This window comes from Rheinheimera sp. MMS21-TC3, from assembly GCF_032229285.1.
Lineage (GTDB): Bacteria > Pseudomonadota > Gammaproteobacteria > Enterobacterales > Alteromonadaceae > Alishewanella.
The window spans coordinates 1014255-1033796 of record NZ_CP135084.1; the positions used below are offsets into that span (position 1 = coordinate 1014255).

At 42.6% G+C, this 19542-nt stretch carries 21 protein-coding genes; 3 read left to right on the forward strand and 18 right to left on the reverse strand.

Translation table 11 applies throughout. From position 1 onward, the window contains the following. From RDV63_RS05110 to nadS, 7 genes are all read right to left on the reverse strand, one after another. Window positions 1-711: a DNA/RNA non-specific endonuclease gene (locus RDV63_RS05110; protein WP_313908429.1), complete on the reverse strand. Its 711-nt coding sequence runs from the start codon at window positions 709-711 to the stop codon at window positions 1-3. A 331-nt stretch (window positions 712-1042) separates the two neighbouring features. Further along, window positions 1043-1987, reverse strand: coding sequence for a hypothetical protein (locus RDV63_RS05115; RefSeq protein WP_313908430.1), 945 nt, complete (start codon window positions 1985-1987; stop codon window positions 1043-1045). Between the two features lie 9 nt (window positions 1988-1996). Continuing rightward, on the reverse strand, window positions 1997-2902 hold the full coding sequence (locus tag RDV63_RS05120) for a hypothetical protein (protein WP_313908431.1): 906 nt from the start codon (window positions 2900-2902) through the stop codon (window positions 1997-1999). After that, on the reverse strand, window positions 2903-3403 hold the full coding sequence (locus tag RDV63_RS05125; protein ID WP_313908432.1) for a hypothetical protein: 501 nt from the start codon (window positions 3401-3403) through the stop codon (window positions 2903-2905). Window positions 3404-3441: 38 nt separating this feature from the next. After that, window positions 3442-4191 carry an Imm49 family immunity protein gene (locus tag RDV63_RS05130; RefSeq protein WP_313908433.1) on the reverse strand — a complete coding sequence of 250 codons (750 nt, stop codon included), beginning with the start codon at window positions 4189-4191 and terminating at the stop codon, window positions 3442-3444. 9 nt (window positions 4192-4200) lie between these two features. Continuing rightward, window positions 4201-5283 (reverse strand): hypothetical protein, encoded by a 1083-nt coding sequence (locus RDV63_RS05135; RefSeq protein ID WP_313908434.1) that lies wholly within the window; start codon window positions 5281-5283, stop codon window positions 4201-4203. 325 nt (window positions 5284-5608) lie between these two features. Continuing rightward, the gene (gene nadS, locus RDV63_RS05140; RefSeq protein WP_132581636.1) at window positions 5609-5896 is read right to left on the reverse strand and encodes a NadS family protein; all 288 of its coding nucleotides are present in this window, start codon (window positions 5894-5896) and stop codon (window positions 5609-5611) included. 493 nt (window positions 5897-6389) lie between these two features. On the opposite strand from nadS, the gene RDV63_RS05150 reads away from it, so the two are divergent. Next, window positions 6390-7076, forward strand: a complete 687-nt coding sequence (locus RDV63_RS05150; protein WP_313908436.1) for a transposase — start codon at window positions 6390-6392, stop codon at window positions 7074-7076. A 177-nt stretch (window positions 7077-7253) separates the two neighbouring features. On the opposite strand, the gene RDV63_RS05155 is transcribed toward RDV63_RS05150, so the two are convergent. The 4 genes from RDV63_RS05155 to RDV63_RS05170 form a co-directional block, all read right to left on the reverse strand. Further along, window positions 7254-7601, reverse strand: a complete 348-nt coding sequence (locus RDV63_RS05155) for a prepilin-type N-terminal cleavage/methylation domain-containing protein (protein ID WP_313908437.1) — start codon at window positions 7599-7601, stop codon at window positions 7254-7256. Window positions 7602-7824: 223 nt separating this feature from the next. Beyond that, a complete protein-coding gene (locus RDV63_RS05160; protein ID WP_313908438.1) occupies window positions 7825-8625 on the reverse strand; it encodes a DUF1294 domain-containing protein in 801 nt (266 codons plus the stop codon). 377 nt (window positions 8626-9002) lie between these two features. After that, window positions 9003-9911 (reverse strand): carboxylating nicotinate-nucleotide diphosphorylase, encoded by a 909-nt coding sequence (gene nadC / locus RDV63_RS05165; RefSeq protein WP_313908439.1) that lies wholly within the window; start codon window positions 9909-9911, stop codon window positions 9003-9005. 50 nt (window positions 9912-9961) lie between these two features. After that, window positions 9962-10516, reverse strand: coding sequence for a TIGR02281 family clan AA aspartic protease (locus RDV63_RS05170; RefSeq protein ID WP_313908440.1), 555 nt, complete (start codon window positions 10514-10516; stop codon window positions 9962-9964). Between the two features lie 80 nt (window positions 10517-10596). Here RDV63_RS05170 and ampD point away from each other — a divergent pair, with 80 nt between their 5' ends. Then, on the forward strand, window positions 10597-11169 hold the full coding sequence (gene ampD, locus RDV63_RS05175) for a 1,6-anhydro-N-acetylmuramyl-L-alanine amidase AmpD (RefSeq protein WP_313908441.1): 573 nt from the start codon (window positions 10597-10599) through the stop codon (window positions 11167-11169). Beyond that, complete coding sequence (gene ampE / locus RDV63_RS05180) at window positions 11166-12029, forward strand: regulatory signaling modulator protein AmpE (RefSeq protein WP_313908442.1); 864 nt, start codon at window positions 11166-11168, stop codon at window positions 12027-12029. The genes ampD and ampE overlap by 4 nt, the downstream gene beginning before the upstream one ends. Window positions 12030-12087: 58 nt before the next feature. On the opposite strand, the gene RDV63_RS05185 is transcribed toward ampE, so the two are convergent. The 7 genes from RDV63_RS05185 to RDV63_RS05215 all read right to left on the reverse strand — a co-directional run bounded on the left by RDV63_RS05185 (window position 12088) and on the right by RDV63_RS05215 (window position 19539). Then, window positions 12088-13374, reverse strand: a complete 1287-nt coding sequence (locus RDV63_RS05185; RefSeq protein WP_313908443.1) for an amidohydrolase — start codon at window positions 13372-13374, stop codon at window positions 12088-12090. Between the two features lie 90 nt (window positions 13375-13464). Continuing rightward, window positions 13465-13941 carry a hypothetical protein gene (locus tag RDV63_RS05190; RefSeq protein WP_313908444.1) on the reverse strand — a complete coding sequence of 159 codons (477 nt, stop codon included), beginning with the start codon at window positions 13939-13941 and terminating at the stop codon, window positions 13465-13467. Between the two features lie 244 nt (window positions 13942-14185). Continuing rightward, window positions 14186-14719 (reverse strand): hypothetical protein, encoded by a 534-nt coding sequence (locus RDV63_RS05195; RefSeq protein WP_313908445.1) that lies wholly within the window; start codon window positions 14717-14719, stop codon window positions 14186-14188. Between the two features lie 3 nt (window positions 14720-14722). Beyond that, complete coding sequence (locus RDV63_RS05200; RefSeq protein WP_313908446.1) at window positions 14723-16060, reverse strand: hypothetical protein; 1338 nt, start codon at window positions 16058-16060, stop codon at window positions 14723-14725. 101 nt (window positions 16061-16161) lie between these two features. Continuing rightward, window positions 16162-17121: a tRNA dihydrouridine(16) synthase DusC gene (dusC, locus tag RDV63_RS05205; RefSeq protein WP_313908447.1), complete on the reverse strand. Its 960-nt coding sequence runs from the start codon at window positions 17119-17121 to the stop codon at window positions 16162-16164. Window positions 17122-17129: 8 nt separating this feature from the next. After that, window positions 17130-17594 carry a hypothetical protein gene (locus tag RDV63_RS05210; protein ID WP_313908448.1) on the reverse strand — a complete coding sequence of 155 codons (465 nt, stop codon included), beginning with the start codon at window positions 17592-17594 and terminating at the stop codon, window positions 17130-17132. Window positions 17595-17682: 88 nt separating this feature from the next. Next, window positions 17683-19539, reverse strand: coding sequence for a M48 family metallopeptidase (locus RDV63_RS05215; protein WP_313908449.1), 1857 nt, complete (start codon window positions 19537-19539; stop codon window positions 17683-17685). Window positions 19540-19542: the final 3 nt, after the last annotated feature.

Genomic DNA, 19542 nt, shown 5'->3' on the forward strand with positions numbered 1-19542 from the left:
TTAACCTCTATAGTTCTGCATATCTTTGCGGGCAACTCGCTTAAATGCCTCACCTTGTTGATTATTAAATTCGTGATCACGCTTAAAGACTCTTGCACCAGTGACCTTATCAAAAACCTGATACTCGGCAATAATGTTATCTGGTCGTTCAGCGCCGGGCGGATCTAATTCTACCGTTAACCGGACCTCATAGCCCTCTTTGGTCCAGTCTTCCCACTCATTTTCCATCGATTTATAGGCACCGCGGTTTAAGTTAGCATCTTGCGGAAACAGGTTCTTTAAGCCCTGGTCGCTCATAAAACGGTGGCCGATAATATGGCCGCCATCGTCTGAGCTTAAGCGGGCATCACCACCTACAGTGCGTTGATGCTGCTTTTCCTGTGATGTGCGGGCTTCACTATAGGTGCTGGTTAACGTGGCAGTTACCGATAGCGGACGGCCTTGCTCATCTATTACCCATACTGCTTCGTTGTCACCAAAGCGCTCGGTGACACTTTGCGTTGCTGGCGCGGAACTAGCTGACGGATCTGTACTGCTATGCGCTGCTGTTGTGGCGTTACTGCTAGCTGCCGGCGTTACGCCACCGCTGGGTTTAATCGCTTTTTTGCTGACGGGGCAGAGACAGCATTGCTGCTTGCCTCTGGCGCTAAACCACCTTCGCCTATACCGTTGTCTTCTGGCGGCGCGCCCCAGCCGTCGCTGAGTTGCCATACGCGCATTTCATCAGCAGCGAAGATTTCAAGCAGTGCATCACGTAACTTAACTACGCTGTAACTTTTAGTTGCGAAGCCTCACCGTTTAACCCGTCACTCAATGAGTCCAACAATTTTCCGTAAGCCGCTAATGCGGCTTGCTGGCTGGTGTAGTGCCGGTTACTCAGCCGATACCAATTATTGCAGCGGTAGCCGGGAACTAATAAGTAATAGCCTTGCTCACAATACTGCAGTTTAATCAACGACAGCAGGTTTTTTACCCTGCTGTTGCCATAGCTTCAGTTCGGTTTGGACCTGTGTAGCTGTAATAACAAGGTAAGTGAGGTTTATCACGTATTTACCTTTGTCCATTCGCGGGCTGCACCAGGTTCATACCTGACAAACCATGGGTTAGGTTGCTGCTCAGCAGGTATAAAGTTAATGGCGTTTGGTGTTTCAAATACGCCTACCGGCTGGCCATTAGCTGTCAACTGGACGACTTGAGTATCAATTAATTCAAATATGCCAGCCTCACCACCAGCTAAAAATACCCGTTCAGCCAAAGTGCCTACACCATACCAACTGTACTTAGGCGAACCAATATCTTTAAACCCGTCGGCGGCATTACCAACCAACAGGCAACCGCTGCGCCCTGTAATGTAAACCAGGTGCTTTGATACCACTTTTACATCAGTAAAGGCATCTTGCTGTGGAATGTTGGCAGGCAGTGTTACTTTGCGCCAATGGTTACCGTCAAAATGGTGAATATTGCCATGATAACCAACAATGTATATATCATCGCTGGCAGAGCCATCAATGGCGTTAGGTGCTTGCGGCAGGGTGTACTCGGTCCAGTCTTTGCCATTCCAGTGTAAGGCAGGTCCTTTAAAGGAAGTTACCCACACATCGTTGTCGGTTGTGCCCCAAATACCGTTTAGTTGGCCTTTAAAGGCTTCAGTTACTTGCCAGTCAATATCAAAACTACCGGCATTATACTTTAATAAACGATAAGGCGGCTGGCTAAAGCTGACCTTAGCAGTAGTAAACACATCGCCTTGATCATCAACTACCCATAAATTACCGCTGTCGGATATCCACATTGCGTTTAGCTGGAAGTTAGCGCCGAGATAAGTTCTGGAACGTGTTTTACCATCAACATCTACTAAATGTTGAACGGAGCCAACAGCTTCCAGTGACGATGCCTCATTGTAATAGGTAATTAACGCAAAATCGGATTCGCCAGTACCTGTTAGATCAATCACATGCACAATTTCGTATTTATCTGTGTTGCTCATTTGCCAAACCTATATTAAACGGAATTCTTCTTTATCTTTATCTTGATCAATCTGCGGCACATCACCACCACCCACCAGATTAGATAGCGGTGCATTTTTATCTACACCAGCACTGTCCAAGTAGTTTTCTGTGTCAATCCGTATGGCCTTAGCCACCAGTTTTGCTTCGTCGTCTGGTACACGCGCTTCATATACGCCCGGTGAGCGCTCTATGGTGTCCATACATAAGGATGTTGCGGTTTCGTGCTCCATATGGTCTAACCATTGATTCACTGTCGCGTACTCGCCAGCATCATTCAGTGATTTGGCATAGTTTTTTTCAACGTCAGTGAGATAGCGGTGCTCTGTACCTTTACTTTGGTCATCAAACACAAAGTAAGTAATGGCATCGGCTTCATTATAAGAACCAAAGGCCGCACCAGTAGGCACATTAGCACGGCTCTCGCCACTGGCCACCGAGCGCACCATAAAACAGCTATGCGGTATAAAATGCTCACGCTGATAACCCGGCTTGGTGATTTTTTGTAGCTCTTTGTAAGGGCCGACTTTAATGCCATGCTTGGCATACAACGCTTTGCGTGCGGCAGGGGCGTTTGCAATATCATCTGCTGATGTTGCTTTTGTAGTCTCTGCTTTAGCATCGTGGTTAGCTGTATTAATAGGCGTTGGATTATCTTTATTCGCACCCCCGCCTTGTGGTTTAGCAGCTGGTTTGTTTACTGGGGCTTTATTGCTTGTACTGCCTGCGTCAGGGGCTAGGCCGCCGTCGCCTATGCCGTTGTTATCGGGCTCTTGGCCCCAGCCGTCGCTGAGTTGCCAAATCCACATTTCATTATTATTGAAAATATCAATTAACCGGTCGCGTAACTCAAAGTCACTTAAGCCAGATAAATTAAGCTGATAAGGGCGGGCCAATTACTGTTCAATTAATACAACAATCGATTTACCTTGCTCAGCGGCGTCTCTAAAGGTCACAAAGTATTTATCGCGTACAATCTCATAAGCCTCAGGATTAACTTCATCAACACCGTCTTGCTCTATTGCAGCGATAATGTGTTGGCCTTCTTGGCTATCAATATCAAAGTTATATTCTTCTTGCATGACGGTATATAAATCTTTCACCATATCGGCAGGAAAGAAGCCAAAACTGCCACTGATGTCAGCGTCAGGTGGTAGCAATTTGTGCGGATAAAAGTTAAAACTGGCAATCAGTAAAATACGGCTATTACCCGCAACGGCATCCCATAATTGCAACGCTGGTTCAAAGCCACGCATGTTCATTTCAATGCTTTGCCAGCGAATGGCATTTTCTTCGGTGATTTCAAGCAGGGTTTGGTATTTACTTTCATCATCACCTGACAAAGTAGTGGGGTACTCGTCTTCATCAACAAGATATAAGTGTATTAAACTGCTCATGCGTTATTCCGTTATAAACTGTTAAAGTAATGGTTAAATTAGTCAATTAAAAAAAGGGGTAGATATAATGAGTCAGTGTCACATTGCCAGCCATGTAGGTCTTTGCCTAGCTTTGCCATAGTGAGGGCATTTAAACAAATAAAACCATCAATCATGTCTTTATAATCACCAAATTTACATTCATCAGCATGCCAAGCCACCGCTTTATCTATGGACGACTGCCATAAGGCTTTATCACCTGAAACAAGCGCACTTATGGCTTCAATTAATGGCAGAATATATTGCTGTACGTCTTTGTCTTTGGTTGCTTTAGCTTCAGTGATGGCATCGCTTATATCGGTTAGGGGTGGTGTTTGACCTGTGCCTATTTTTAATAGAAGATGGTCGTATAAATAACACGCTTGGTTGATAATATTATCATCTGGTAAGCACCAACTGGTGGTACTTAATTTGTTAATGATGTCTGATTCAGCAAATAATATAACAATATTAAGCTCTTGTTGAATTGTCCAATCAACATTGCTGGTTTTTAATTCAGGATCAAACCCCCGCAAAAAAGCATACGGAGCGGCTTTTTGTAAGTTAGGTTTGACTTCATCGAAGTGTTCGAGCCAATAATTTAGATAGGCCAATTGTATATATTTACTTGCAACGACAAAGGTTGCTTGTTGCCTGTCATAAGGTGTTAAAGTTGAGTCGAGAACCTGAGGTTCACGCTTTGCTAATACCTTCGGAGCGCGCCTGAAAACACGTTCATAATCTTCTTCAAATTTATTTAACTTCAACATTATTTTTCTCTAAGGTAAAGGCTGCAATTTTGCACCAATCATATTACTATTTTGTTCAACAGCTTCGATTACCAGTTTTCTAATAACAGGCTCTTGATCTTCAATAGCATCTAATAAATCTTGCCCGAGTTGGTTTCTTTCAGGATACTTCTTTGAGTTTTTCATTGAATTCATATTAGATTCAATCCACCTGTCAGACATTTGCACGCCTTTGGTGCTTGTTTTTTGCAACTTAGCCCCTGGCCCCTTGGCTTCAACAATAAAATACTCAAGCACATTGCCGTTTTTATCACGTTTAGCCCAAATTTGGTCAACACCAGGGCCTGGGCCAAAGCCAAGCTCCATTTGTGCAGGAGGTGGTGGCTTACTAAAGTGTTTTTCCATATAGGCAGTAGCGGCTCGTTCACCTTTAGCTTCGGTTAACCTTGCTTTAAATGCACCTATTCGGCGAGTAGACTCGCCATTTTTTATGGCATTATCCAGTTTTTGTTGGTAGTGCTCTTCATATTCTGCAAGTTTTTCATAATGGGCATCAAGTGTAGTATTGCGTGTTTGTTTAATAGCGGCAGCATTTTCAAGCTTATTAGTGCTTTTATTAACATCGTTTGTTTTAGCATTATGGCTAGCAGTATTAATAGACGTTGGATTATCTTTATTCGCCCCCCCGCCTTGTGGTTTAGCAGCTGGTTTGTTTACTGGGGCTTTATTGCTTGTACTGCCTGCATCTGGGGCTAGGCCGCCGTCGCCTATGCCGTTGTTATCTGGCTCTTGGCCCCAGCCGTCGCTGAGTTGCCAAATCCACATTTCATTATTATTGAAAATATCAATTAACCGGTTGCGTAACTCAAAGTCACTTAAGCCAGATAAATTAAGCTGATAAGGGCGGGCTTGCTGGTACATTTTGGCCCAAATTTTCCGCTGCTCAATAGCTGGCTCTAAATCATGTAAAAAAGCACGGCCGTAAATTTTATCTTTAACGTCGCTAATTAGGCTGGGGCCTAAGTCTGCATAAGCGAAAAGGCAATTACTGCACAGGTAGGTTTTACCCCATTTGTCTTCGAGTATTACACCATCGTACTGACTGCTTAACATCCTGCTGCCTTATATAAAAAACTTACCTGTATAAACAGTAAATTTACATGACGGGCATTTTACAATTTGGCAGGATGTTGTCAAACTCAATTAACGATTGGTTAATAAACTGCATCTGCTTAAATTTATGCATGGTTTTGCTAACAAGACTTTAGCCGAAATTTGTTATGCCAGCCAAAAAGGTTGGGTGCTTGGTAGCGAACGGTTTAAACAACAAATAGCCCAGCAATTAAACCGCCGGGTTAGCCCAAGCCGCAAATCGCCGAAACAAGATAATTAACACTTGGATCTGACCCCGAAGGTTTCTTGGATCTGCCCCCGAAGGTTAATTGAGTGCTGCAAGTACATGTTTAGGGTCACGCTCAATAGCTCGCAACAATGCTTTTGCTGGGCCGGTTGGTTCTCTGCGGCCTTGTTCCCAATTACGTAAAGTACCCAACTGAACATCAATTAGGTCAGCAAAAGCAGCTTGGCTTAGATTAGTTCGCTGACGTATTTCTTTAACTTTAATAGCGGCAATAAAGGTTTCACGACAAGGCTGGCGTTCACCGCGAACAATTTCATCCATTTGCTGCACACTTTCTAGAAGCTCATTAAACAAGTTGTCGTTCATGCTACCACCTCTCGATTATATCTTTTAATATTTTCAGTTGTTTATCGGTTAAAGTAGTTTGTTCGCTCTTTGGGTATATTAACAAAAGTCTTATATGGCTGTCGGGCTGTACGTAATAGTAAATTACTCGGACTCCACCGCTTTTGCCCTGACTTTCAGAACCCCAGCGTACTTTACGTAAACCTCCGCTGCCTTTTATTACTTTTCCAGCTTCTAGCTGATTTACCAAAAATTGTTAAAATTTACGATATTCATCGTCAGGTATCAAGGCTTTAAGGTGTTTGGTGAAAATGGTTGTTTCAACAAATATCACAAATATTTCCAGACGCTGCGCCAATGGCGTACTTGATGTCATTATGCGGTAAAGAAATACCGTCGTCAATTCGAAAAAAACTTTTGATTCTGATTAGCCCATTCGAAGGTTAGGATCTGACCCCGAAGGCTGTTTGGTGTATATTTATTGTTGATTAAAGGATAAAAATTCGGAAGGATAATGGCAAGGCAACCGCGCTATCATATCTCAGGTATGGCACAACACGTTATCCAACGTGGTAACAACAAACAGGTGTGCTTTTTTCAGCCTGACGATTACCGAGTATATTTAGACAAAGTGAAACTATACGCAGCCCAACATGGTGTTGCAATTCATGCGTTTGTGTTGATGACAAACCATGTGCATATGCAGCTAACACCAGAGCAGGAAACTAGTATTAGTTTATTTATGCAGGCTTTAGGTCGGTTTTATGTACAATATGTTAATAAAGCTTATAACCGTACCGGAACGTTGTGGGAAGGGCGCTATAAAGCAACGTTGATAGAAAGTGATAACTATTTTTTGGCTGTTAGCCGTTACATAGAATTAAACCCAGTACGAGCGGCTATGGTAACGCACCCTGCTGCTTATCCGTGGTCGAGTTTTCATGCCAATGCATTGGGTAAAGCTATTCAGCTGTGGCAGCCTCATCCATGTTATCTTGCTTTAGGTGATACCGATGAGCAACGGCAACAAGCGTATCGAGCATTATTCGAACACGCTTTTGCCGACAAAGTTTTGGCTGAAATTCGCTATGCTAGTCAAAAAGGTTGGGTGCTTGGTAGCGAACGATTTAAACAACAAATAGCCCAGCAATTAAACCGCCGAGTTAGCCCAAGCCGCAAATCGCCGAAACAAGATAATTAACACTTGGATCTGACCCCGAAGGTTTGTGGGAATCCCTCAGGATCTGCCCATGAAGGCTTTCAAGAGTAATGGTTGATATTAAGACTAGAGCTTAGTTAATTTGTTACTGAAAATATACTTTTATATGCACTCAATAAAAAAGCCAGCTTTGCTGGCTTTTTTTGAAATACTATATATTTACGGTACTAATTCACAAGATGCACTTGCCGCGTTACAGGTAGTATCCTTATCGCCACGACTAGTAACTGTAAATGTTATAGTATCCTCGCCAGTATAGTTAGCTACTGTTGGTACTGCAGAGATACCATCGCAAGCTTGAGGTGTATAAGTTGGAGCCGATTCGCCATTAGCTAAACTAGCAACTGCCGCACCCATATAAGCACGAGCTTCACCTAAACAGCCAGTGTTTGCTGAGCGAATGGTGTAGTCTTTGTAAGCTGGTAAAGCAATCGCCGCTAAAATACCAATAATCGCTACTACGATCATTAATTCAATTAAGGTAAAACCTTGTTGTACTTTTTTCATGGTAAATCTCCTGAGTTTTTTAAAGCCATAAGGCTAGTGTCTATTTTGCGTATTTTTAGCCTAGGTGCAAGGGTTAAACTAAAAAATAAATAATATATATTTAAGTTATTGGTTATTAATAAACTTTATTGTTTTGTTAACAATTTATTCTAGCTAGCAGCTAGTAGTAAAGTACTAGTTACAATACTCTAAAATGACTGCTTAAACCTAAGTACAACGGCTTTTATCCTGCAAAAAAGGCAAACTGGCTAAAAAAGTCGATGCCATTGCTAGAGATTAACCAGATAACCAACAAAGTGTTAGCTAAAATAACTAAAGCAAATTCACGTTGAAATAACCATTTGCTGCTTTTATGCTTTAACTTTTTTTGGGCAATATAAGCACCAGGCCAGCCGCCAATTAAACTAAAAAGCTGTAAGCTTTGCTCGGGTAACCGGTCACGCTGGCGTAACATAGCGGCCTTTTTATCGGCGCGGTATAACCAAAAAGTAAATAAGCTGGCTTCTATATACAAAATAGGCAACACATAAGGCAAGGTGCCAAATAATACGGCGATAATAATTAATACCATAAAACCTAGCCGAAAAAACAGCGCTATGTCTTTAGTGTATTCTATGTCGATATTTTCAAGCTGGGCTTGAGTTTTAGCCGCTGGCTTAGTGTTGCCGCTATTAGGTTGGCTAGCAGCAGCGGGCTTAGCTAAAGGTTGAGCTAATGCCTGGGTTAAAGTAGCAGTGTTAGGTTGCCAAGGGGCGGCGATAGTGCGGCCTTTATGGTCTTTGCCTAAGCTAAAGTTAAGAGTGTCACCAACTTGTGGCCTATAGTCTTTGCTGGTTATTTTGGTTATTTTGGTTGTTTTGGTTAATTGGGGCTTAGTTGTGCTTTTGGTTACGCTAGTGCTAAGGTGCAAATCGCGGATATGAAAAAATAACTTGTCTTGGCTATTAGCATTGTGGCCGTTAGGCACAATAAAACAAAAACCTTTATCATCACGCCAAAATACCACTGTACCAGTTAACTGCATATTCACCACTTGATCCGCTATGCGGAGTGTTTAGTTGTGAGTGTTGAGTGCTTAGTTGCAAAAAAGTTCACTTATAGCTTACCTGTAAGCCCGTAACCGTTCGCAAAGCGAACTAGTGACCGCAGCGCAGCTGCTAGTTACTGCTTGCTAAGCAAGCTAGTTACTCACCACTTACCATTAAGCCCGTAACCGTTCGCAAAGCGAACTAGTGACCGCAGCGCCGCTGCTAGTTACTGCTTGCTAAGCAAGCTAGTTACTCACCACTTACCATTAAGCCCGTAACCGTTCGCAAAGCGAACTAGTGACCGCAGCGCCGCTGCTAGTTACTGCTTGCTAAGCAAGCTAGTCACTCACAATTCATCACTCACAACTCCCCACTAAAGAATCTCCAGCCGCATCGACAAATCGACTGCTTGCACATGCTTAGTTAACGCGCCGCTTGAAATATAGTCTACGCCGGTTTGGGCGAGTTCAGTTAAGCGCTCGCTGGTAATGTTGCCTGAAACTTCAAGTTTTGCTTGGCCGTTATTAGTTTGCTTGTTTTGCGCTACGGCTTGTTCGATATCCGCTAAGCTAAAATTATCTAGCATAATAATATCGGCGCCTGCTGTGAGTGCTTGGTTAAATTCAGCTAGGTTTTCTGTTTCAACTTCAACCGGCTTACCTGGGAAATTTTGTTTAGCGGTAGTCACGGCATTAGCAATAGAGCCTGCTGCGGCGATATGGTTTTCTTTAATTAAAAAAGCATCAAATAAACCTAAACGGTGGTTAGTGCCACCGCCACAGTTTACCGCATATTTTTGGCTAAAACGCAGGCCGGGTATGGTTTTGCGGGTGTCTAGCAGTTGAGTGTGAAAGCCTTCTAGAAACGCAACATAACGGGCTGTTTGCGTGGCTGTGCCGCTTAACAATTGTAAAAAGTTAAGTGCACTGCGCTCACCGGTTAATAAAATTCTGGCCGGGCCTGTTAGCGTACATAGCAGGCTATTGGCGCTAACTTTATCGCCATCTTTTACTTGCCAGCTAATATTGATGTCTTGGCTTAATTGTTTAAAAACTTCATTAACAAAGGCAGTGCCGCAAATAACGCAGTCTTCGCGAGTAATAATAGTGGCCTTTGCTTGTTGCGTAGGCGGGATAAGCGAGGCGGTAATATCGCCTTGTTGCATGGTTAAAAAACCTAAATCTTCGGCCAGCGCAGCGCTGACGTTACGTTCTATTTCGGCTTGTAATAAATCTGTGTACTCTGATTGTTTAGTAATGGTTTGCTTAGTGATGGTTTGCATAGTAGTTGGCTTAGTCTTTGCTGTTTAATGGGTTAGGTTGTTGGCATATATCAGTTGTGCTGAATAAGCGTAAGTTGATTGCCTTGTTGGTGGAATTCTAACTGTTTTAACGCGCTCATGCCTAGCAATATCTCGGTTCCTGCTAAATTAGGGACTATACTAGCGGGAATATTATATAACACTATATCGCCTAATTGTAGTTGCCTAATTTGGCTGCGATAAGCAGTAGTCAAACCATTAGCCGTGCTTACTTGCATAGCTTGGCCAAGTGGCATACCTAATTGCTTTGCAGCATCGGCAGTAATAGCAACTGTAGTAGCGCCGGTGTCGAGCATAAAGTTGATAGGTTGTTGGTTAACTAGGGCAGTGCCAACATAGTGACCTGCTTTATTGCGAATAAGCACAGTACGTACTTCGCCTTTACTGCCAATGCTGCTGTTTAATTGCTGGTTGGGGTTAAGCTGGGCATTAATAGCGTCTTGAAAAAATAAATATAGCATTGCCATTAAAATCAGCCAAGCCACTATAGAGAAAGTTTTGCCAAAGCTGTGGCTAGACGTTTTATTATTAGCTTGGTTAGCTGTTTGGGGTGTTGGCTCTTGCATTCAGATCCTCCAGCATTGACAATGTGCTTTAGCTTAATAATGGCTAACTAGTAAGGCAAAAGCTTTAAGGTAAAGCGCTAATGAACTCATTTACAGATACTAACACAACTAGGCCTGTTTTTCGGCAAAGCCCGCATTTTGATGCTAGGCCCGCCAATACAGAAATAAGCCTGTTGGTAATTCATAATATTAGCTTACCCGCTGGCCAATTTGCAGCTAACCCTGAACAACATGCTTATGTTGATGATTTATTTATGGGGGTGTTAGATCCTAAAGCTGATGCTAGTTTTGTCGATTTAGCAGGCGTTAAAGTGTCGGCACACTGTGTAATATGGCGCGATGGCAGGGTATTTCAATATGTGCCTTTTGCTAAGCGGGCTTGGCATGCCGGCATTAGCCAGTTTGCGGGGCGTGAGCGCTGTAATGATTTTTCTATCGGGATAGAGTTAGAAGGCACAGACAATTTGCCTTATACTGACAGCCAATATCAAAGTTTAATTATGCTAACACAACAAATTATGCAATTTTATCCAGCAATTACGCTAGAGCGTATTGTCGGCCATAGCGATATTGCGCCAGGACGAAAAACCGATCCGGGGCCAGCATTTGACTGGGCTCGATTTCAAACCGCTATTAAGGAGTTTACCCTATGACGTTAATCAGTATGCTGTTAGCGCTAATTATTGAGCGTTTAGCCGTACGCAGCGATGCTTGGCAGGCACATGGTTACTTAAAAAGCTATGTTCGCTTAAGTGCCAGCTCTGGCTTAAGCAAATTAGCGTCACATCGTTTTGGCCAGTATCTTTGGTTAGCCTTACCCGGCGCTGTGGTTGGCTTAGTATTGTGTTTACTAGATAGCCATTTAATTAGTTTTGTTGTTAATACCTTAGTGTTATTAGTTTCAATAGGGTGTTGGCATTTTAGACAACTGTATAAGCAGTATTTAAATGCAATGGAACGCGGCGATGAAGAGGCGGGCTTTTTGGCTATGCAGCAAATTCGGCATGACAGTGGCAGTCGTGAGCAAAGTAGTTATGGCCAAGTGTTAGTTTGGTTAAACTTTCAATATTATGCCGCTGTCGTCTTTTGGTTTTTAGTTGCTGGTGTCTTTGGGGTTATTACTTACGCCTTAGTACGCCACTTACAGCAACCTATAGCAGAAGATGATACAGAGCAAGCCGCAGCCCATGCCAGTTGTGTACCAGTTAACAGTAAGGCGGTAGCAAGATTAGGCCATTGGTTAAATTGGTTTCCAGCCCGGTTATTTGGTTTAGGTTTTGCTTTAGTTGGCCACTTTTCTCATGCCTCTTCAACTTTACTTAGCTACTTTTTAGACTTTACGGCCGACAACGAGTTGGTAATAACAGAAGTCGCTGCTGCTGCCGAGCCTATTCCTGAGTTAGTAGTAAATACGTTAGATGAAAGCAGTCATTTGTTGCAGCTAGCTAAGCGTAATATGTTGTTTTTATTGGCTTTAACGGCTGTTTTAACCTTAGCCGGTTGGTTAGCTTAACTGGCAAGGGGTCAGAGTTGTTGATAGCAAAGCGTTGCAACGACTCTGACCCTTTAAATTATAGCTTGGCGTAATCTAGCACCCAATTGATATAAAGCTCAGTGCCGGTTTTTAGTGCTTTTTCATCGGCATAGAAAAACGGCGAGTGATTACTCGGTGCTGTTGCTGCATCTTGGCCTTCTGGTGTGACACCTAAAAAGACAAATAAGCCGGGTACTTCTAGTGCGAAGAATGAAAAGTCTTCAGCGCCTGTTACTAGCTCACTAATATGAACTTTATCTGCACCGGCTACACGCTTTATAGTAGGCAGCATTTTTTGAGTTAGTTTTATATCGTTTACGGTAACAGGGTAGCCTTCAGCTATATGGACATGGGCTTCAGCACCTGTAGCTTTTGCTGTCATTTCGGCGCTAGTTTTTAGGTTTTTAAATATTTGCGCTCTATTATCCATATCAAAGTTACGAATAGTGCCTTCTAGGTAAACTTGATCGGGAATAATATTATTGCGCACACCGCCTTCGACAATACCAAAACTGACAACAGCAGGCCCTTTAGTGATGTCTACTTGGCGGCTGACGATAGCTTGGCTATTACTAATAATTTGGCCAGCAGCGATTATAGGATCAACACCACCCCAAGGCCGCGAGCCATGAGTTTGCTGGCCTTTAACGGTAATTTCAAACCGATCGGCTGAGGCCATAAGTGGCCCTTCACGGTAACCAATATGGCCAACAGTACCGGCCGACCAAACATGGATGCCAAATACAGCTTCAGGTTGATGCTGCTTAAACAGGCCTTGTTTGAGCATTAGCTCTGCGCCGCCTTCTTCGCCAGCAGGGGCACCTTCTTCGGCAGGCTGAAAGATAAAGACAATTTTACCGGCTAGTTCACTTTTCATGGCGCTAAGTTGCTCTGCCGCTCCCATTAACATAGCAACGTGCATATCATGGCCACAAGCATGCATAACGCCGACTTCGTTACCGCGATATTCGGCAGTAACCGTAGATTTAAAAGGCACATCGGTTTGTTCGATAACAGGTAGCGCATCCATATCGGCGCGTAAGGCAATAGTAGGGCCGGGTTTGCTACCGGTTAACACAGCCACTACGCCGGTATGAGCTATGCCTGTTTGCACTTCTAAACCTAAAGCAGTGAGATGGTTTGCAATAACTTTAGCAGTGCGAAATTCGCGGTTACTTAATTCTGGGTGTTGGTGCAAGTCGCGGCGCCATTCAATTACCTTTTGTTCTAGGGTAGGAGAGATGGCAACACTAGGCTGGGCTTGAACGCTAGTAAATAAGCCAGCGGCGGCAACAACAGCAAGGCTAATTGACGATAATTTCATACAGAACTCCAGGGCAGTTAAACAGATTAGCTGCTTTGAGTATGCATGGCAGGGCTAGTGCTGACAATATTTGTTTTTAAACCCGTCTAATTACAGCTTGCGTAATACATTAAGCAAACCACCTTCTGTAAGTAAGCGATCTGAAAATTGAATATCTTGATAGTCTTCATCAAAACTTACGCTAGGTCGACTAGAGTTCATTAAAATAAAGCCTTTATCTCTGTCGTTACCGACGGCCATTACACGACGTAAAGTCAGTGTTTCACCAGCTACTTGTTCTCTAACTGAGTTCTTTCCTGACGGTTCACCACCTTCTGCTGCAGAGCGCCAAAGGCGGTTTTCTATGGTATCAACTATCCAAGCTGCTGCAGCTCTTGGAAATTCAGTTTGATAAATACGAAGCCCAGGCTCATTCTCCTTGTGTTTATAAGGAGATGGCTTTTTTTTAATAAATATTAATTCCTGTACGGAGCTAATAATAAATAACTTTTGATTGGGAAATAATAAATAATTCATTTCTGATATAAGTTTGTAGCCAGCCGGAAGGTTGTCGGTATGAAGTAGCATTTATCCATCCTTTAATGGTCTTGCAGGAATAACTGCAACACAAGAACCAAGCTCATTAGGCTTTAAACACTTTAATCATAACTGTTCAGAGTATTTAATTGATAAAAATAAACGCGGTAATAACTGCTCTTTCAATGCTGGATTCATAGCTACATATCAGTCTAAACTATTGATTAATTTAAACTTTAGTTGATTTTCAACATTAATAACTAATTTGTTTAATTAATGCCACACACCCATATATTTATAACGCATTTTGGAGATATTTATCAGATAGCGATTTCCATAGTGCTAATAACCCGCCTTCAAACAGTAAACTATCGGAAAAAGATATTTGCTGAAAAGTCCCTGGAACTTTGCGATCTTCTCTTGAGAAGTTATTAATTTGATAACCACCATCACCTCGGCGATTACCTGCATTCATCAGTCGACAAATTGCCAGACTCTCTGTAGCGACTTGCTCTTTATCTGTCATAATTTTGCCATGGGGTAAGCCACCTTCATGGGGCATTTTAAGGAAAAAATCAAACTTATCGACAAACCACGGCAATACAGCTAACGGAGCATCAAATTGAGATATTATTAATTTTTTCGTACCATCTTCCAACTCGACAAAACGGTGGCGGCAAATTGACAAATAGGCACCTTGCATAAAAAATGAATAATAGCGGCCTGGGTAATTAAGGGTATCTTCTATTGTAGCTAAAGCCCTAATATCTGACGGTAAACTAGTGGGATCTTGTATAGTGGTTATATTAGGTTGAAATACTTTATTCATGGTTTATCCGTTAATAGGCTTAAGTTTGTTATTTATGCTTATGGCATTGCCGTAATCATCAAAGCTAATGACTTTTCGTTCAAAATTAACCGTTTCTACAACGCCGTATTGTTGTTCGCAATCTAATAGGTTTTTAGTAAGCCCGTTTCCTAGATAATGTTGGTTATTGCCGAGCGTTTTATGCATATCAAGTCTTTTTCTAAGTAAATCGAGCTCGGTAATTGGAAGATTTTGTTCAGTAAAATAATCAAAAGCACCATCAGTATCATTACTCCATTCCATATAAGGCGAACTTAGTGCTTCTGCATATTTTTCTGCATAATACTCTTGATATTCAGCAGTTAAAAATAAATCAATTTCGCTGTCAGTAAAGTTATCGCTTAGCTCTTCTTTGCAAAACGTATTTAACTCTGAAAATGACGCAACCACACACTTAGTATCAGCAATCTGATGAGCTTGTTCAGTATCAATAATGACTAATGCCCACTCAGTAGCGGGATCGTAATCAATACCAATTGCTTTACAAATAATCTCAGGATCAGAATCAGCAGCTTCCATTTGATCAAAGGTTGTTGACCAATATTTTGCACCTTTCCCGGTATTGCCTTCTAGTACAGCACCTAATGAGTTGTACTTTAAATTACTTGCAGCCATAAACCTAACATGAAAACGTTCGTTAGCAACATCGCCAGCATCAGCCATCTCTAACAATTCTGAATCTGAATATTTTGGCTGATAACCATTTTTTTCAATTTGTTTACGACGCTCGGCTAAAATTTGCTGAGCATGTTCTAAACTTGCTGGCTCAACTTTTTTAATATTATTCGTTTTAGGCTGAGTTTGCACCGTAGTTGTAGGCTTTGCCTCATGCGAAGCTGCTTTCGTTGGGGTGTTATCATCGCTTGCAGCACCACCGCTAGTTTTAACTTTTTTAGCTGTAGTAGTAGGGGGCTTGCTGCTTGCACTGCCTGCGTCTGGGGCTAGGCCGCCGTCGCCTAAGCCGTTGTTATCTGGCTCTTGGCCCCAGCCGTCGCTAAGTGGCCAAATCCACATTTCATCATTGTTAAAAATATCTACTAAGTTGTCACGCAGTTGCAGGTTAGATAGATGAGACAAATTTAATTGCCCAGGACGGGCCTGTTGGTACATGTTAGCCCAAATTTTCCGCTGCTCACTAGCTGGCTCTAAATCATGTAAAAAAGCACGGCCGTAAATTTTATCTTTAACGTCGCTAACTATGCTGGGGCCTAAGTCTGCATAAGCGAAAAGGCAATTACTGCACAGGTAGGTTCTTCCCCATTTGTCTTCGAGTATTACACCATCGTACTGACTGTCTAGCATCCTGCCGCCTTATATAAAAAACTTACTTGTATAAACAGTAAATTTACATGACGAGCATTTTACAATTAGGCGGGATATTGTCAAACATTGTATGTAAATAGTTAAAAAGATGTGTTTGATTTAAGCTGACTAAGAGCCTGTTGCAGGGTAGTAAGAATGTCACTGCTTTTACGCTGTAGCCTTAGCTGGATAAATAATGTGGCTGCTTCTGGATATTGGAGTTTTAGGTAACTAAACCATTGCTTAATTCTATTGGCATAGTATTTCCCTTTATCACCACAAATCTCATATTCTGAATATTGCATCAGTAGGGTGAGCACTTCTGACCAAGGCATAGCAGGGATATTGTGTTTAATGCTTTGGGCTAAATTAGGCATGGCTAAGACGCCACGGCCTAGCATAATATCTTGGCAGTTGGCTTGTTGCTGACACAAAAGGGCAGAGTGTCGATCCCAAATTTCGCCATTAGCAATAATAGGTATAGTTAGATGCTGTTTAATTTTAGCTATCCAAGGCCAATAAGCAGGTGGTCGATAGCCGTCGGCTTTGGTTCTAGCATGGATAGCTAAAACTGTGGCACCAGCTTCAGCAATAGCTTGAGCATTTTCTAAGGCCAGGCTGGTATCATCATAGCCTAAGCGGACTTTGGCACTAACACTATGCTGGCTTGGTACTGCTAAGCGAACCGCTTTAACAATTTGATATAGCTGTTCGGGTTGCTTTAATAATACAGCACCGCCACGACTTTTATTAACGGCCTTGGCGGGGCAGCCAAAGTTTAAGTCAACGCCGTGAGAGCCTAAACTAACGGCGCGATAAGCATTCTCTGCTAGCCAGTTTGGCTCTTGGCCTAACAGTTGAATACGCACTGGTGTGCCGGCAGGGGTTTTTCCTTGCTGGGCTAGCTCTGGGCAAATGCGCTGAAATACCCGCGGTGGCAGTAACTGATCAACAATGCGAATAAATTCGGTGACACATAAATCAAAACCCCCTATGCGGGTGAGCATGTCACGCATTAGGTGATCTACTACACCCTCCATAGGGGCTAAGGTGATTTTCATGTCTGCTGTTAGGAGTCTAAGTAAGGACGGCCTAGCATCATCTGTTGGGCTAATTTTTGTTCAGATTGAGCTTCATTTAATTGTAAGTCATTAAATTGAACGTCAAACTGCAATAAGTCTGGATCATCTAAATTTTGCACTAACAGTTTATCGGGCACTTGGTTTACCTGGCGATAAGCATTAATCGCCACTTGTGCTGCTTGTTCCATTAACAATAAAAATTGGCCTAATGGAAAACGCTGGAAGATTTCTTGATCTAAATGGGCCCAGCCCAATAAGTCACCACTGATGCTGCCATCGGCATGATCAGTAAACAACATAGAAACAGCCGCATTTTCAGGGTTTTCGCCGGCTACAAACTTTTCGGCATCGTCACGACTAAAGACCAGCACATAACCAAAGCTAGGGCAGCCTTCTACGTCCATTTCATCAAATGACGCATCATACATCAGAAATAATTCATTATCTGTCATCACGCAGCTCCTGCTGAAAAAACGGTGGCCAATTCTACCTGATTATTCAACAAGGCTAAAGCTTAGTGCGAACTAAATCTAATTTGGCTTAGATTTCGTTGCTGTTGTAGGGCATTTCTAATAATAATGCTAAGGCATGCAGTAAGGCTTGCTCTTGAGTGGTAAGTTGATTATCGGCATTAACAGCCGCCTGTATTGCCTGCCATAAGCGTTGCTTATCATTAGGGGCTAAGGCTAAAAACTGCGGTAAGGCAGCACTGAGCTGCGACCAGTCAATATTAGGTCTAGCCTTAGTATCAGCTAACTCTAAACTTAGTAGCGCATGCTGCCAAGCTGTTGCTTGCTCAGCGTCGTTATCGCCAGCTGCTTGGCTAATTAGCGCCAGTAGCATAAGTATTGACGGTTCTAATTCAGTTATATTTTGGCGGGTGAATTTACGGACAATTTGTTTTTTATCAAATTCTACCGCTACAGTATGTTGAATAAACTGATAGGTTAACCAGCTACTAAGATTTTGCTGCGGTAGCTGTTGTTGTAATGATTTAAGTAACTGATTTAGCTCAGTGAACTCATTTAGGCTTAAGGTTTTTAAGGCTGGAATAACCCGCTGTAATAGCTGAACTTGTTGCAGTAAATCTAACTTTTCAACTTGATCGCAAAGCTGATCAACCTGTTGTAATAATTCGTTTGAGCCTATTTGCTTAATTAAGCTAAGCTGGGCTTGACGAATTTCAGGGTCAGATTGTAACAATAAACAACAGACCAAAGCGCTAGCAGGTTGGCTTTGTCTGGTACTGTGTAGTAGCAATAAGGGTAGAGCGGCCATTAGCTTTTCTTGCACGCTTTGCGGGGTTGCAGATGAATTGTCACCTGCTAATTGAGCGTTAGCCTCAGCTATTTGCTGCTCTTTATTGCGGGGCGTGGGGTATTTGCCATTCCAGTGTGGATCTAGACGTTGAATGCGTTTTGCTAAAGGTGGGTGAGTGGCAAAAATGCTCAGCCAACTACTGATAGCTTCGCCAAAGAATAGATGGCTATTTTCACTGGCATTTTCACTGCGGATAATGCTTTTACTACTGTGGCTACCTATTACTTTTAACGCCCCAGCTATGCCTCTTGGATTACGACTAAATTGTACGGCTGAAGCATCGGCTAAATATTCCCGTTGGCGACTTACCGCAGCTTTAATAAGGTTGCCAATAAAAGAGCCAAGATAGCCAATTACAATAAAACCTAAAGCTAAAGCTAATATGCCGCCGCCATTGTTTTTATTATTGCTGCTACGGGAACGATTAATTGAGCTAGCACTGCCGCTGCGCATTAAAAAATAGCCAACATGGCCAATAAATAAGATGCCGTTTAAAATGGCAATAAGCCGAATGTTCATCCGCATATCGCCGTTTAAAACATGGCTAAACTCGTGACCGATAACGCCTTGCAGTTCATCACGATTTAATTGCTCTAACGCGCCTTGAGTAATACCAATAACAGCATCAGCAGGGCTATAACCTGCAGCAAAGGCATTAATACCTGATTCTGGCAATAAGTAAACCGGCGGTACGGGTAAGTTAGCCGCCAGCGCCATTTCTTCTACTACATTTAATAAGCGGCGCTGTAATGGCTCTGTGCTATCTGGTGTTAGCCGTACGCCACCTAAAGATTCAGCCACGGCTTTGCCACCATGGCGTAATTTATGCCACTTTAATAAAATGGCAATAGATACAGCCCCTATCACAAAAAAACTTATCCAAGCAATAATTGACCAAGGCAAAGGATCTGAACCGTATTGGTCATCCAAGGTGCTGGTGTCAATAAAGCCTAAACTAAACAGCACTACGGCATTAGTTAAGGTGACAAGTAACAGCACAGCTAAGGCAAATAACACTATTAACAAACGAGTGTTGCGCCTAGCTAAATCTTGTTGGGCAAAAAAATTACTGCTCATGAT

Excerpts from the sequence above, each read along its gene's own strand:
- RDV63_RS05110 (WP_313908429.1), bottom strand. The coding sequence starts at position 711 with ATGGCAACTCAGCGACGGCTGGGGCGCGCCGCCAGAAGACAACGGTAT.
- RDV63_RS05115 (WP_313908430.1), bottom strand. The coding sequence starts at position 1,987 with ATGAGCAACACAGATAAATACGAAATTGTGCATGTGATTGATCTAACA.
- RDV63_RS05125 (WP_313908432.1), bottom strand. The coding sequence starts at position 3,403 with ATGAGCAGTTTAATACACTTATATCTTGTTGATGAAGACGAGTACCCC.
- RDV63_RS05130 (WP_313908433.1), bottom strand. The coding sequence starts at position 4,191 with ATGTTGAAGTTAAATAAATTTGAAGAAGATTATGAACGTGTTTTCAGG.
- RDV63_RS05135 (WP_313908434.1), bottom strand. The coding sequence starts at position 5,283 with ATGTTAAGCAGTCAGTACGATGGTGTAATACTCGAAGACAAATGGGGT.
- nadS (WP_132581636.1), bottom strand. The coding sequence starts at position 5,896 with ATGAACGACAACTTGTTTAATGAGCTTCTAGAAAGTGTGCAGCAAATG.
- RDV63_RS05150 (WP_313908436.1), top strand. The coding sequence starts at position 6,390 with ATGGCAAGGCAACCGCGCTATCATATCTCAGGTATGGCACAACACGTT.
- RDV63_RS05155 (WP_313908437.1), bottom strand. The coding sequence starts at position 7,601 with ATGAAAAAAGTACAACAAGGTTTTACCTTAATTGAATTAATGATCGTA.
- RDV63_RS05160 (WP_313908438.1), bottom strand. The coding sequence starts at position 8,625 with ATGCAGTTAACTGGTACAGTGGTATTTTGGCGTGATGATAAAGGTTTT.
- nadC (WP_313908439.1), bottom strand. The coding sequence starts at position 9,911 with ATGCAAACCATCACTAAGCAAACCATTACTAAACAATCAGAGTACACA.
- RDV63_RS05170 (WP_313908440.1), bottom strand. The coding sequence starts at position 10,516 with ATGCAAGAGCCAACACCCCAAACAGCTAACCAAGCTAATAATAAAACG.
- ampD (WP_313908441.1), top strand. The coding sequence starts at position 10,597 with ATGAACTCATTTACAGATACTAACACAACTAGGCCTGTTTTTCGGCAA.
- ampE (WP_313908442.1), top strand. The coding sequence starts at position 11,166 with ATGACGTTAATCAGTATGCTGTTAGCGCTAATTATTGAGCGTTTAGCC.
- RDV63_RS05185 (WP_313908443.1), bottom strand. The coding sequence starts at position 13,374 with ATGAAATTATCGTCAATTAGCCTTGCTGTTGTTGCCGCCGCTGGCTTA.
- RDV63_RS05190 (WP_313908444.1), bottom strand. The coding sequence starts at position 13,941 with ATGCTACTTCATACCGACAACCTTCCGGCTGGCTACAAACTTATATCA.
- RDV63_RS05195 (WP_313908445.1), bottom strand. The coding sequence starts at position 14,719 with ATGAATAAAGTATTTCAACCTAATATAACCACTATACAAGATCCCACT.
- RDV63_RS05200 (WP_313908446.1), bottom strand. The coding sequence starts at position 16,060 with ATGCTAGACAGTCAGTACGATGGTGTAATACTCGAAGACAAATGGGGA.
- dusC (WP_313908447.1), bottom strand. The coding sequence starts at position 17,121 with ATGAAAATCACCTTAGCCCCTATGGAGGGTGTAGTAGATCACCTAATG.
- RDV63_RS05210 (WP_313908448.1), bottom strand. The coding sequence starts at position 17,594 with ATGACAGATAATGAATTATTTCTGATGTATGATGCGTCATTTGATGAA.
- RDV63_RS05215 (WP_313908449.1), bottom strand. The coding sequence starts at position 19,539 with ATGAGCAGTAATTTTTTTGCCCAACAAGATTTAGCTAGGCGCAACACT.